Consider the following 12,963-nt stretch of genomic DNA (forward strand, 5'->3'; position numbering starts at 1 on the left):
TCTCGGGATAGATCCGGGCCCTCACGCAACCGTCCTGCCTTGCGTTTCCATGCGTTTTTTTGCCTTGACAGATGTCGGCGCTTATAGCGCTGCAGCACGCTGTGTCCGCGCAGCTGGCGCCGTCGGCCGCATCGCGCATGTTATCGCATTGACCCACATTTTTTCACTAGGCAGGCGGTCATTTTTGCCGGATGGTCAGGCAAATCGGGGATTTTCTTCATGAATAGTGGCTTTTGGCCTTGATCGTGGGGTGGTTTGGCGGTGGAAGGTCGAAGGTGTTTCTGCGATTGTCGGAGAAATTCGATTCCGTGGAGCGTGTTAATCAGTCAGTTGTTTGAAACGATGGTTGTCAGTGAATCGGGCTTCTTTTCGGAAAAAGGCTACAAGTTGGCTCAAGTATCGTCGGGAACAGAATATTTTGGTTAGCGACTCAAGCCTAATTACGTACAATGGCCCTTCGGTTTCCGCAGGCGGATGGGGCCTTAGAAGGCCAGATATTTATGGATAAATTCAGAGTTTTTCTGCTGGGGCTGCCTCGTCGGCAAAAACGGCTCATACAGGTCGCTACCGACGGCATTCTCGTGTGGCTGGCATTGTGGCTGGCATTCATCGTGCGATTGGGTATCGATGATATGTACAACCCTGTGCGGGTTCATTTCTGGCTGTTTGCATGCGCGCCAGTGATTGCCATTCCTCTTTTCGTCCGTTTCGGTATGTACCGGGCGGTCATGCGGTACTTCGGCAACGATGCGTTGATCGCCATCATCAAGGCCGTCAGTCTTTCTTCGCTGATTCTTGCGCTCGTGGTCTACTGGTACAGCAACCATGAGGCGGTTGTCCCGCGATCGATCATCTTCAACTACTGGTGGCTGAGTCTTGTGATCATTGGCGGCCTGCGCCTGTGCATGCGCCAGTATTTCATGGGCGATTGGTTTACCGCGGCGCAACATGTTCCGTTCACCAGTCGCGACGACGGCCTGACCAAGGTGGCCATTTATGGCGCAGGCGTAGCGGGAAATCAGTTGGTGGCGGCACTGCGCATGGGGCGGGTGATGCGTCCAGTGGCGTTCATTGATGATGATCCGAGTATTTCCGATCGTTCGATTTCCGGATTGCAGGTCTACAAGCCCAAGCACATTCAGCAAATGATCGAAGTGACGGGCGCGCAGGAAGTCTTGCTGGCCTTGCCTTCCTCGACGCGTTCGCGGCGCCGGGAAATCCTCAATCTGCTCGAAGGCTTCCCGCTGCACGTGCGCAGTGTGCCGAACTTTACGGACCTGGCCAGTGGACGGGTGAAAGTCGAGGATATCCAGGAAGTGGATATCGCCGACCTGCTCGGACGCGATTCCGTGCCCGCTCAGTCTGATCTCCTGGAGTCCTGCATCAAGGGCAAGACTGTCATGGTGACTGGGGCGGGGGGCTCGATCGGGGCTGAACTGTGCCGTCAGATATTCGCTCTCGGTCCTACGACTCTGTTGTTGTTCGAACATAGTGAGTTCAACCTCTACAGCATTCTGTCCGAGCTTGAAACGCGGTCCAGCAGACAGTCCATGTCGGTTCGGCTGCTGCCTATACTCGGTTCCATCCGTCATCAGGACAAGCTGTTGGAGGTCATGAAGACCTGGCATGTGGATACGGTCTACCACGCTGCGGCCTACAAGCATGTCCCGATGGTCGAGCACAATATCGCCGAAGGCGTATTGAACAACGTGATCGGAACCTTGAATACCGCGCAGGCGGCATTGCAATCGGGGGTTGCCAACTTTGTGCTGATTTCGACGGACAAAGCCGTACGGCCAACGAATGTCATGGGCAGCACAAAACGCCTTGCGGAGCTGACGCTTCAGGCACTGAGCCGCGAAATTGCGCCTGTGCTGTTTGGTGACAAGGCAAACGTCTCCCGAGTCAACAAGACCCGATTCACGATGGTGCGATTCGGCAATGTCCTGGGCTCATCCGGTTCGGTGATCCCCTTGTTCCACAGTCAGATCAAGTCCGGTGGGCCACTGACGGTCACTCATCCCAAGATCACTCGCTACTTCATGACCATTCCTGAAGCTGCCCAGCTGGTGATTCAGGCCGGGTCGATGGGGCTGGGTGGTGACGTATTCGTGCTTGATATGGGAGAGCCGGTCCGGATCGTCGAGCTGGCGGAGAAGATGATTCATCTCTCAGGCTTCAGTATTCGATCCGAAAAAAATCCTCAAGGCGATATCTCCATCGAGTTCACCGGGTTGCGTCCAGGAGAAAAACTCTACGAAGAGCTGCTGATCGGCGACAACGTGGAGGCCACCCAGCATCCGATGATCATGACGGCAAACGAGGATCATCTGCCTTGGGAGGCTTTGAAGGGCAAATTGAGTGAATTGCTCAAGGCCGTCGAACAGGATGACTATTCGCGGGTGCGTCAGCTGTTGCGTGAGACCGTCAGTGGCTATACACCGGATGGCGAGATTGTCGACTGGATCTATCAGCAGCGACGGTTGGAACCTTGATTGTTACACATCCTGCAATGTACACATTTTTGACAAGACGCTGATGTCGCCTAAGTTTGGGAGGCAGCTCAGGAAAAGCTGTCTATCTAATCGACATCATGGAGCGTCAATCATGCGTACAGGTTACTTTTACTCTCTGGTCTTTGCTTTGCTCGCCAGTGCTTCAATCGGCGTCATTGCGGCACCTGCGGCAAACCATTTGCATCAGGAAACTTCTTCGGCAACCGTCGGTACCGTGACTTCCGCTGAGAAAAAAGTCGATCTCAATGCTGCCGATGCAATCACCTTGCAGCGAGACCTTTCCGGCGTGGGAGAGGCGAAGGCCAAGGCGATTGTTGCTTATCGTGAAGCCAATGGGCCTTTTGCGTCGGTCGAAGAACTCCTGGAGGTCAAAGGAATAGACAAGGCTATTCTCGACCGCAACCGCGACAAGCTTGAGATTAATTAAGCGCTGAAGGACAAGAGACCGATCGATTGATCGGTCTTTTTTTTGCCTGCTTCAATCGTAAGTTTTCCGCTTGTTTGCCGACAAAGAGTCGGCAGGGGCAGATCAAATTCCACAATGATTGTTTACACGTTAACCTGCGCCTCCAAAGTGGGACGCACGGCGACGCTGTGTTCGAAGAACAATGATCCGGGTTATCAAGCAAGGGACGTAATGGCAAGCGAACAAAAGATGTTTCTACCCATGGTGTTAAAGGCCTGGGCGCTTTTGATACTGATGTTGAGTGGGGTGGCCGTGATTGCAGGGCTCGCCCGTGCAAATGCGCTTTCGCTGACATTTTCAGCCGCATGTCTGGCTTGTCTGCTGTTGATCGGCTTCATCATGGCTAGAAGCAATCGCTGGAGGTTGCCCGCAATTGCCGGACCGATCCTTCTGACGTGCATAATGCTGGCTCTTGGGTTGTGGGTATTCTTTTTCGACTCGGGGCAGGTCAGCGATTTCGGTGTGTACTACCGCTGCGGTACCGGTGATCACAGTTCTCTCCAGGCCTGGCTCGAGAACTGTCAGTCCCAGTATTTGACAAAGAACAGTACTTACTGGCTAAGGTCCTTTTTCTATTCTTCAGCCATCGGTCAATTGATCGGTGGTGACTACTCCACATTCAAAGTGGTGAATGCTCTGGTCCATATGGCGACGGTGGTCGTCTGGTATTACGGAGTCAGGGCCAGTTACGGTGTGCGGGTCGCATCGCTGTCCAGCGTGTTGCTGGCGCTGTATCCGGAATACTGGTTCACCACTACGCTGGTGACTACCGATAACTTCGCGGTCCTGTGCGTTGCCCTGTTCATTCTGATGGCGCCGAAGTTGAATGACCGGTTGTCGACGGCGCTCGTCTTTTCGTTGTTCCTGGGCATCGTGATCTTTCTTGGGCACCAACTCCGGTCAATTGGCTCGATCTTTGTGCTGTCACTGCTGTTTTATCTGATCTGCGGGACAACCCTTGGGAAAAGATACTCTGGCTGGGTTGCCGGGGCGGCGGCGCTTCTTGTTTTTGTGGTGTGTTCCTTTGCCTTTTCGAAGGCTTATGAAACGAATCTTCCTGATCTGTTCAGTCCAGTGAAGATTGTTTCTGCGATCGACTTCCATACCACCCAGGGTTTTGGCATCAATTATCTCTGGGCTGAGCACTTCTGGCCTGCAACGCCTCAACCTCTTCAACTGCCTATGGCGATATACAAGATATCCACGGAGTTCTCGGGAGGATTCTTGCAATGGCCAGCTTATGTCTTCAATAAAGCCGTCGTTGTCTTTTCCGGTACCGGTTACTACGGTCTTTCAGCCTTTGCTTATCCGCCAGACAACCCCGACTCACTGGTGACGACAACGGTCAGCAACATTCCTTTCAGCGCCGGATTCTTTCCATGGCTGAGTCTGATTGTCTTCATGTATCTGGTGTCGGCAGTCGTAGGCGTTTTTCGCTCGAAAGTCGTGAGCGGGCCGGCGCTGGTTTCCCTGCTTGTCGTGGGTGTTTTCGGACTGCTGGTTTTGGGGATGGGAGAGTCTCAGGCCCGATACAGCGCGATCATCGCTCCTGCACTGGCCTTGCTGGCAGCGCTTGCATTCTTTTCACCCGTGACTGATGAAGCGGCTCCTGAGCGATCGGTCTCGTTCGGCAAGGGTTACCTGATCGGGCTGGCCGTCATTCTGGGCCTGTTTCTGATCATCCTCCTGTTGACCAGGGTATTGCCTTCCAGCGAGCAACTGAATGGACAGGTCAAACTGGTCGACGCGACCGCCTTGCAGTCGACGAGCTGTTCCAGTGATGGCGTCAGCCTTGCTCCTGACTATAAAAAAGTCAGGGTTGCATTTGCCGGGACGAGCGATTGCGCGGTTGTGAAGCTGGACGTACCGGCGGGCACTGCAACGGTTTCGTTCTATCTGAGTGGCTCGCGCTTCCCGTTCAGGTTCGAAGGTCCGGGACCGAACGTCTTTTCCTATCAGCTGTTAGCCGGGGAGAGCATCCTTTCCAGTGGCCAGACAGGGGAGAAGTCCGTCAATTACGTTCAGGTCGAACTCCCGAAAGGGAGAGAGCATGAGTTGGTGTTGAAGGTGAAAAAGCTCAACGCCGGTGCAAGTGACTATATTGATGTATCGCTGATCCGGGCAATCGCCGGCAGCAAGTAGATCTGGGTCGCCGATACGGCAGTCCCGCAAAACACCTGGAGCGAACACGGCGAGCAAGGGTCTTGCCGTGTTCACCGAGAGGATGGTGCCGTTGGCGTGTCCATTCATCCGTTTTGAAAATTATGGCTATCATATTTGTTTTGGATTATGGCTATAATAAAATGCGGGTGAATGGCCTTGCGGTTTACTTTCTTCCCCCCCCCCCAGATGTTTTCAGGAGTGCAATCATGGTCGACATTCGTTCACAAGGGACTGCTCTCGTTACCGGCGCCTCTTCAGGGATTGGTGCAATCTATGCCGAGCGATTGGCGGCGCGGGGTTTTGATCTGTTGCTGGTGGCTCGCGATCAGGAGCGCCTGGAGTCTGCTGCCAGTAAATTGCGAGACGCGCATGGCGTTAAGGTTGAGGTGCTGAAGGCCGATCTGACGCAAAAGGATGAAGTGCTCAAGCTTGAGCAGCGCCTGCGCAGCGACTCCGGCATCAGCCTGTTGGTCAACAATGCGGGGGTAGCGGTCAATGGTTTGCTGGCCAACGCCGACCCCGAGGTGCTGGAGCAACTGATTCAGTTGAATGTCACAACCCTCACCCGCCTGGCAGCCGCAGCGGCAGCCGCGTTCACCCGCGCCGGGCGCGGCACGATCATCAATATCGCGTCAGTGGTCGCTTTGTTCCCCGAGCGTTTCAATGCCACCTACAGTGCCAGCAAGGCCTACGTGTTGAGCCTCACTCAATCGCTGAATACGGAGCTCGAAGGCACCGGGGTCAAGGTGCAAGCGGTATTGCCGGGTGTGACCCGCACCGAAATCTGGGCGCGTTCCGGTTTTGATGCCAGCGGTATTCCGGCGGAGATGGTCATGGAGGCGGGCGAGATGGTGGATGCGGCGCTGTCGGGTCTGGACCAGGGCGAACTCGTGACGATTCCTTCGTTGCCCGATGCCGGTGAATGGCAAGCCTTCGTTGCTGCACGTCATGTGATGGCGCCCAATCTGTCCCATAGTTCGGCAGCCAGCCGTTACAAGTAAAAAACTTTTGAGTCGTGCGAGGTCAACCCGATATGGATCAGCGTCGAGTAGTTGTCACGGGTATGGGCCTGGTGTCGCCCCTGGGCAGTGATGTAGAAATCGTCTGGCAGCGATTGCTGGCCGGGCGTTCGGGATTGCGAAACCTGCCGGAGGCGGTCGTTGCGGATCTGCCGACGCGGGTCGGTGGCGTAGTGCCGACGATGGAAGAGGACGCTGAAGCCGGTTTCGATCCGGATCTTGCCACGCCACCTAAAGAACAGAAGAAAATGGATCGCTTCATTCTGTTCGCGATGGAGGCGGCCCGGCAGGCGCTTGAACAGGCAGGCTGGTATCCGACCGATCCCCGTGCTCAGGAACGTACGGCGACCATCATTGGCTCCGGTGTCGGCGGCTTCGGCGCAATCGCCGATGCAGTGCGCACCACTGACAGCCGTGGTCCGCGACGCTTGTCGCCGTTCACCATTCCTTCGTTTCTGGTCAACCTCGCGGCGGGCCATGTCTCGATCCAGCACGGTCTGAAGGGCCCGCTAGGTGCGCCGGTCACCGCGTGTGCCGCCGGCGTGCAGGCGATCGGTGACGCCGCTCGGCTGATTCGTGCCGGTGAGGCCGACATTGCCGTGTGCGGCGGTGCAGAAGCATGCATCGACCGCGTGAGCCTTGCCGGTTTTGCAGCGGCGCGGGCGCTCTCCAGTGGCTACAACGACACGCCCGAGCGTGCTTCCCGCCCGTTCGACAGCGGGCGTGACGGTTTTGTGATGGGCGAGGGCGCCGGGTTGTTGGTGATCGAGTCGCTGGATCACGCATTGGCCCGTGGTGCCAGGCCACTCGCCGAACTGGTCGGCTACGGCACCAGCGCCGACGCCTATCACCTGACTGCCGGGCCGGAAGACGGCAGCGGAGCCCGGCGAGCCATGACACTGGCGCTGGCCCAGGCCGGTATCGCGCCGGATCAGGTGCAGCACCTGAATGCACATGCAACCTCGACGCCGGTTGGCGATCTCGGCGAGCTGGCGGCCATCAAGTCGGTGTTTGGAGCGCAGAACAAAATCGCCGTGACTTCGACCAAATCCGCCACCGGCCATTTATTGGGGGCTGCCGGTGGCCTTGAAGCCATCTTCACGTTGCTGGCTATCCGCGACCAGACCGCTCCGCCGACCCTCAACCTGGACAATCCCGACCCGGCCAGCGAAGGCGTGGACATCGTCCACGGTCAGGCGCGGTCAATGCCGATCGAATACGCGCTGTCCAACGGCTTCGGTTTCGGTGGGGTCAATGCCAGCGTGCTGTTCAAGCGCTGGCAGGCTTAGTCTTCGGAGCGCTTGAGGTGTTCGCGGGTGACGTCGAGGATCTGTTGGGCAAACCCGGCATCCGCGACGCTGCGTGAGAGCAGGAGCGCGCCCGCCAGTGTCGCCATGATGACGATGCTGCGTTCGGCCGCGTTCTCGCCTTCAAGGGTGTTCTGGATCTGATCCAGACGCGCCCTGAGCACGAGATCGCTGGTCGGACTCGGTTGTCCGCGCAATCCCAGTTCCGAAGAAATGGTCAGCAGCGGGCAGCCTTCATGCGGAGAGGTCTGGTGCCACTCGGAGAGATACGTATTGATGAAGGCTTCCAGCGGTTTTTCCTGAGCGAACAACTCTTCGCACAAGCCTGCGACCTGCTCGCCGGCGGCTTGCAGGGCTTTCTCGACCAGGTCGTCCTTGGATTTGAAATGCGAATAAAAGCCGCCGTGGGTCAGTCCCAGTGCCCTCATCAAAGGTTGCAGACCGGTCGCACCGATGCCGTCCTTGCGAAAGCGCTCTGATGCTTCCTTGATAATGCGCTGATGGGTCTGGGCTTTATGATCTTGCGAGTAACGCATTTAAACTCTCCGCAACAAGACCGCCATCTTAACCAATGCAAATTGAATGGTGACTGTACTTCTACTTCTAAAAAGCCTGCCAGTGAATCCAACATGTTCGTAACAGCCATCAACGGTTGGCACGGATAGTGGTTGCAGCTCACAAAGTTGCCATCACCGAAGGAGCAGAAGAACCATGTACAAGGACTATCCGGCCGCCTATCAAGTCAGTAAGGGCTCGGCCTTGCAAGTCAATGCACCGTTCTACGAGCGGATTCGCGACAGTAAGGATGCGCGGACCCTGATCGAGCAATTCGAAGTGCCGATCCGTACCGGCCGCGCCTGGCATGTTCCGGCGGGCCATGTGTTTCGTGTCACCACACCGGTGGGGCCTCAGGTGGGCGACTTCAATGTGTGGAATGCCCACGATCCGCGTGAACGGATGTGGGCGGCGCGCACCCGACAACTGCAGGGTGCCCATGTCAGTACCCATGACCGCCTCTGGTCGAACCTGCCTTTTCTGCGACCGCTGGTGACCATTACCGACGACAGCCTCGCCGATTACGGCATCGATGAGCATGGCGGGCGCCTGCACGATTTGCTCGGTACGCGCTGCGATCCGTATGTGAACAAAATGCTCACCGGCGAGGACTTCCATCATCACTGCCATTCCAACCTGACCCGCGCCGTGTTGCCCCATGGCCTGACCGAGTTCGACGTGCACGACGTGCTGAACATCTTCCAGTGTACGGGGCTGAATCACGATGACTTGTACTTCATGAAGGCCTGCCCGGCGCAGAAGGGCGATTATCTGGAATTCTTCGCGGAGATCGACTTGCTGTGTGCGTTGTCGACGTGTCCCGGCGGTGATCTGTCGCTGGCGATGTGGGGGCCGGACGCGCAGGATCCGTTGAGCGTGTGCCGTCCGCTGGGTGTGGAAATCTATCGGCTGGACGAGTCGCTGCTCGAAGGCTGGAGTTCGCCGGAGCGCGCGGCGTACAAAGGCCTGCATGGCTTGCACATCGCCAGGGCCGAGTGGGAACAATAACCGCCGTCAAAAACAAACCCCGCCGGTTCAGGCGGGGTTTTTCGTTCAGCGATCCTGCGCGTCCTTGATGTCCGCTTCGGCATTGCGCTCGGCAACGCGTTGACGTTGTTCTTCGGTCAGTTCGACCTTGTTGGCGGTGTCGCGCAGCATCATCAGACCCCCCACGATCGAGCCGATTGCAACGACCAGAATCAACCAGGCATACCAGGGCATAGCGGCTCTCCTTAATGGCAGGTCGCCGGGCGAGGATTTCGCCGGCGATGCTGCTTACCACGTTTGAGCGATGGGAAATCGCAGTGGTTCCATTCTAGGCCGGTTATGCCTGATGCGGTTAAAGCCCGGTCAGCATGGCGTCTGCCGGCGCGTTCGCGCGCAATTGCCCGGTGAGCAAAAAGTAGCCGAAGCCGACCGCCATGAAGCCCAGGAAAATCAGGCCGATCAACGCATTGAACCACGCCATCGCCACCAGGCAGACGATCGCCAGCACCAGCGCAATGAACGGGATCAATGGGTAGCACGGCGCGCGGAAAGTCCGCTCCAGATTCGGTTCGCTTTTGCGCAGCTTGAAAAGACTGAGCATGCTCATGATGTACATCACGATGGCGCCGAACACGGCCATGGTGATCATTGCAGCGGTCAGGGTCATGCCGCCGAGGTTGATCAGTCCGTCGCTGTAAATGGCCGCAATGCCGATGATTCCACCGGCGATGATCGCCCGGTGCGGGGTCTGGAAGCGCGACAGTTTCGCCAGCGAGGCGGGCAGATAACCCGCGCGGGCGAGGGCGAAGAACTGCCGCGAGTAGCCGAGAATGATCCCGTGGAAACTCGCCACCAGTCCGAACAGACCGATCCACACCAGCATGTGCAGCCAGCCGGAGTTGTCGCCGACCACCGCTTTCATCGCCTGTGGCAGCGGGTCGTTGATGTTCGACAGGGTGCGCCAGTCGCCGACGCCGCCGGCAAAGAACATCACGCCCATCGCCAGCAGCACCAGGGTCAGGATGCCGCTGATGTAAGCCTTGGGAATCGTGCGTTTCGGATCCTTGGCCTCTTCGGCCGCCATGGCCGCGCCTTCAATCGCGAGGAAGAACCAGATCGCAAACGGAATCGCCGCGAACATCCCGGCAATCGCCGGTGCACCGAACACGTCCGCGCCGGCCCAGCCATTGAGGGCAAAGTTGCTGAAGCTGAAGGCGGGTGCGACCACACCCATGAACACCAGCAACTCGGCGACGGCCAGCACGCAGACGATCAACTCGAAGGTCGCCGCCAGTTTCACACCAAGAATGTTCAGGCCCATGAACACGATATACGCGCCGACTGCTGCGTGTTTTGGATCGAGGGCGGGAAACTGCACGTTGAGGTAGGCGCCAATTGCCAAGGCAATGGCAGGTGGGGCGAAGACAAATTCGATCAGCGTCGCCAGGCCTGCGATCAATCCGCCTTTTTCACCGAACGCCCGGCGACTGTAGGCGAACGGCCCGCCCGCATGCGGGATCGCCGTGGTCAGTTCGGTGAAGCTGAAAATGAAGCAGGTGTACATGGTCGCGACCATGAACGAAGTCACCAGAAAACCCAGTGTCCCCGCGACGCCCCAGCCGTAGCTCCAGCCGAAATACTCCCCGGAAATCACCAGCCCCACCGCGATGCCCCACAGATGCAACGTGCCCAGCGTGGGTTTGAGTTGTGTGTTCATGCGTATGCCCCTGAACGGTTTGGAAAGCTCGGGGGAGGACGTGTGCAGTGCGCGTGCCATTTTGTATTGGCGGGTCGCAATGGGCTGAAAGCTGTCGTATCGGGGATGTTCGCGGCGCAATGCCCACAAAATTGTGCGCCAGTTGGGTGCGATGTTTTCTGTGCTGCCGTCTTCGCGGGCAAGCCCGCTCCCTCATTTTTGAAACGCGCTCGTCCAGACAACGCATACCCTTGTGGGAGCGGGCTTGCTCCGGGCGGCGATCCGACGAAGAGGCCCGTCCACACGACGCAAAACTCCGCTGTAACGCCCGCGTAAACCCACTCTTTACGCATTCTTTATGCCCCGCCCGTACCCTCGGTCTCGTTCCTTTACAGCCTCCTTTCCGACAATGCCTCCACACGCGGCAATACGCCGTAACACGGAGATCTTCCATGAGCGTTCTGGACGGGGTGTCCCTGCTGCTGGCAGTGGGGCTGTTCATTTATCTGTTGGTTGCGCTGTTGCGCGCGGACCGGAACTAGGAGCGGCTATGCACAGTTATGACTATTGGCAGATCCTCGCGTTTTTCGCGTTGGTGTTGCTGCCGGCGCCGTTCCTCGGGCGCTTCTACTACAAGGTGATGGAAGGTCAGCGCACCTGGCTGACGCCGATTCTCGGCCCGGTCGAGCGCGGCTGTTACCGCATTGCCGGGGTCGATCCGCAGGCCGAACAGAGCTGGCAGAAGTACACGCTGGCGCTGCTGGCGTTCAACCTCGCGGGCTTCCTGTTGCTGTTTGCGATTCTGTTGTTCCAGGATCACCTGCCACTGAACCCGCAAAACCTGCCGGGCCAGGAGTGGACCCAGGCGTTCAACACCGCTGTCAGCTTCATGACCAACACCAACTGGCAGTCCTACAGCGGTGAAGCGACCCTCAGCTACTTGAGCCAGATGGTCGGCCTCACCGTGCAGAACTTTGTCAGCGCCGCCACCGGCCTCGCCGTGCTCGTTGCGTTGTGCCGTGGCATCGGGCGCAAATCCACCAAGACCCTGGGCAACTTCTGGGCCGACATGACCCGCGCCACCCTCTACGGCCTGCTGCCGCTGTGCCTGCTGCTGGCGCTGTATCTGGTGTGGCAGGGCGTGCCGCAGACCTTCGCGCAATACGTGAATGCGGTGACCCTGCAAGGCGTCGATCAGGTGATCCCGCTCGGCCCGGCGGCCAGTCAGATTGCGATCAAGCAACTGGGCACCAACGGCGGTGGTTTCTTCGGCGTCAACTCGGCGCATCCGTTCGAGAACCCGACTGCGTGGAGCAACCTGTTCGAAGTCACTTCGATCATCCTGATCCCGGTCGCGCTGGTGTTCACCTTCGGCCACTACGTCAAGGACCTGCGCCAGAGCCGCGCCATCATCGGCTGCATGCTCGCGCTCTTCCTGATCGGCGGCGCTACTTCGATGTGGGCCGAGTATCAGCCGAACCCGGCCCTGAACAACGTGGCTGTCGAACAGACCGCACCGCTGGAAGGCAAGGAATCGCGCTTCGGCACTACCGCCACCGTGCTCTGGTCGGTGACCACCACCGCAGCCTCGAATGGTTCGGTCAACGGCATGCATGACAGCCTCAACCCGCTCAGCGGCATGGTCGCGCTGGTCAACATGATGGTCGGTGAGGTGATCTTCGGCGGCGTCGGCGCCGGGCTCTACGGCATGTTGCTGAACGTGCTGATCGCGGTGTTCCTCGCCGGCCTGATGATCGGCCGCACCCCGGAATACCTCGGCAAGAAACTCCAGGCCCGCGAAGTGCAACTGCTGGTCGTGACCTTGCTGGTGATGCCGGTGGGCGTGCTGGTGCTGGGGGCGATTGCCGCTGCATTGCCTGGCCCGGCGGCGACCATCAGCAACCCCGGTCCCCACGGTTTCAGCCAGTTGCTGTACGCCTACACCTCGGCCAGTGCCAACAACGGTTCGGCGTTCGGTGGCCTGAGTGCCAACACCCCGTTCCACAACCTGATGCTGGGCCTGGGCATGTTGATCGGTCGCTTTGGTTACATCCTCCCGGTACTGGCCCTGGCCGGCAGCCTGGCGATGAAGAAAACCGCGCCGATCGGCCAGAACAGCTTCCCGACACACGGCCCGCTGTTCGTGACCCTGTTGACCGTGACCATTTTGCTGGTGGGCGGCTTGACCTTCTTGCCGACCCTGGCGCTCGGCCCGATTGCCGAACACCTGAGCATGGGCTTCTAAGGAATCCAT

Annotated in this window: 11 protein-coding genes; 8 read left to right on the forward strand and 3 right to left on the reverse strand. The window is 58.3% G+C overall.

Going from position 1 to position 12,963, the window contains the following annotated elements; genetic code table 11:
* Window positions 1–500 precede the first annotated feature (500 nt).
* From OQ248_RS19200 to fabF, 5 genes are all read left to right on the forward strand, one after another.
* Entirely contained in the window at window positions 501–2,495 is a 1,995-nt protein-coding gene (locus OQ248_RS19200) for a nucleoside-diphosphate sugar epimerase/dehydratase (RefSeq protein ID WP_265813640.1), read from the forward strand.
* A 112-nt stretch (window positions 2,496–2,607) separates the two neighbouring features.
* Window positions 2,608–2,943: a helix-hairpin-helix domain-containing protein gene (locus tag OQ248_RS19205; protein WP_265813641.1), complete on the forward strand. Its 336-nt coding sequence runs from the start codon at window positions 2,608–2,610 to the stop codon at window positions 2,941–2,943.
* Window positions 2,944–3,057: 114 nt separating this feature from the next.
* Window positions 3,058–5,124 (forward strand): glycosyltransferase family 39 protein, encoded by a 2,067-nt coding sequence (locus tag OQ248_RS19210; protein ID WP_265813642.1) that lies wholly within the window; start codon window positions 3,058–3,060, stop codon window positions 5,122–5,124.
* Window positions 5,125–5,351: 227 nt separating this feature from the next.
* On the forward strand, window positions 5,352–6,146 hold the full coding sequence (locus OQ248_RS19215; protein ID WP_119429659.1) for an SDR family oxidoreductase: 795 nt from the start codon (window positions 5,352–5,354) through the stop codon (window positions 6,144–6,146).
* Between the two features lie 32 nt (window positions 6,147–6,178).
* Window positions 6,179–7,453, forward strand: a complete 1,275-nt coding sequence (fabF, locus tag OQ248_RS19220; protein ID WP_265813643.1) for a beta-ketoacyl-ACP synthase II — start codon at window positions 6,179–6,181, stop codon at window positions 7,451–7,453.
* On the opposite strand, the gene OQ248_RS19225 is transcribed toward fabF, so the two are convergent.
* Window positions 7,450–8,007, reverse strand: a complete 558-nt coding sequence (locus tag OQ248_RS19225) for a TetR/AcrR family transcriptional regulator (protein WP_265813644.1) — start codon at window positions 8,005–8,007, stop codon at window positions 7,450–7,452. The two genes, fabF and OQ248_RS19225, sit on opposite strands and share 4 nt — an antisense overlap.
* Before the next feature lie 175 nt (window positions 8,008–8,182).
* Between OQ248_RS19225 and OQ248_RS19230 the strand changes: the two genes are divergently transcribed.
* Window positions 8,183–9,034, forward strand: a complete 852-nt coding sequence (locus tag OQ248_RS19230; protein ID WP_265813645.1) for a DUF1989 domain-containing protein — start codon at window positions 8,183–8,185, stop codon at window positions 9,032–9,034.
* A gap of 45 nt (window positions 9,035–9,079) precedes the next feature.
* Here OQ248_RS19230 and OQ248_RS19235 read toward each other — a convergent pair whose 3' ends face one another.
* Complete coding sequence (locus OQ248_RS19235) at window positions 9,080–9,247, reverse strand: DUF2897 family protein (RefSeq protein WP_065257130.1); 168 nt, start codon at window positions 9,245–9,247, stop codon at window positions 9,080–9,082.
* A 118-nt stretch (window positions 9,248–9,365) separates the two neighbouring features.
* Window positions 9,366–10,730, reverse strand: a complete 1,365-nt coding sequence (gene eat, locus OQ248_RS19240) for an ethanolamine permease (protein WP_085710789.1) — start codon at window positions 10,728–10,730, stop codon at window positions 9,366–9,368.
* Between the two features lie 431 nt (window positions 10,731–11,161).
* Between eat and kdpF the strand changes: the two genes are divergently transcribed.
* Together kdpF and kdpA are read left to right on the forward strand one after the other, a co-directional pair.
* Window positions 11,162–11,251 (forward strand): K(+)-transporting ATPase subunit F, encoded by a 90-nt coding sequence (kdpF, locus tag OQ248_RS19245; protein WP_007899818.1) that lies wholly within the window; start codon window positions 11,162–11,164, stop codon window positions 11,249–11,251.
* An 8-nt stretch (window positions 11,252–11,259) separates the two neighbouring features.
* The gene (kdpA, locus tag OQ248_RS19250) at window positions 11,260–12,954 is read left to right on the forward strand and encodes a potassium-transporting ATPase subunit KdpA (protein WP_192552151.1); all 1,695 of its coding nucleotides are present in this window, start codon (window positions 11,260–11,262) and stop codon (window positions 12,952–12,954) included.
* Window positions 12,955–12,963 lie beyond the last annotated feature (9 nt).

This window comes from Pseudomonas sp. COW5 (assembly GCF_026240005.1).
Classification (GTDB): Bacteria; Pseudomonadota; Gammaproteobacteria; order Pseudomonadales; family Pseudomonadaceae; genus Aquipseudomonas; species Aquipseudomonas kribbensis.

Coding starts and splice junctions, on each gene's coding strand:
- OQ248_RS19200 (WP_265813640.1), top strand. CDS start 501: ATGGATAAATTCAGAGTTTTTCTGCTGGGGCTGCCTCGTCGGCAAAAA.
- OQ248_RS19205 (WP_265813641.1), top strand. CDS start 2,608: ATGCGTACAGGTTACTTTTACTCTCTGGTCTTTGCTTTGCTCGCCAGT.
- OQ248_RS19210 (WP_265813642.1), top strand. CDS start 3,058: ATGATTGTTTACACGTTAACCTGCGCCTCCAAAGTGGGACGCACGGCG.
- OQ248_RS19215 (WP_119429659.1), top strand. CDS start 5,352: ATGGTCGACATTCGTTCACAAGGGACTGCTCTCGTTACCGGCGCCTCT.
- fabF (WP_265813643.1), top strand. CDS start 6,179: ATGGATCAGCGTCGAGTAGTTGTCACGGGTATGGGCCTGGTGTCGCCC.
- OQ248_RS19225 (WP_265813644.1), bottom strand. CDS start 8,007: ATGCGTTACTCGCAAGATCATAAAGCCCAGACCCATCAGCGCATTATC.
- OQ248_RS19230 (WP_265813645.1), top strand. CDS start 8,183: ATGTACAAGGACTATCCGGCCGCCTATCAAGTCAGTAAGGGCTCGGCC.
- OQ248_RS19235 (WP_065257130.1), bottom strand. CDS start 9,247: ATGCCCTGGTATGCCTGGTTGATTCTGGTCGTTGCAATCGGCTCGATC.
- eat (WP_085710789.1), bottom strand. CDS start 10,730: ATGAACACACAACTCAAACCCACGCTGGGCACGTTGCATCTGTGGGGC.
- kdpF (WP_007899818.1), top strand. CDS start 11,162: ATGAGCGTTCTGGACGGGGTGTCCCTGCTGCTGGCAGTGGGGCTGTTC.
- kdpA (WP_192552151.1), top strand. CDS start 11,260: ATGCACAGTTATGACTATTGGCAGATCCTCGCGTTTTTCGCGTTGGTG.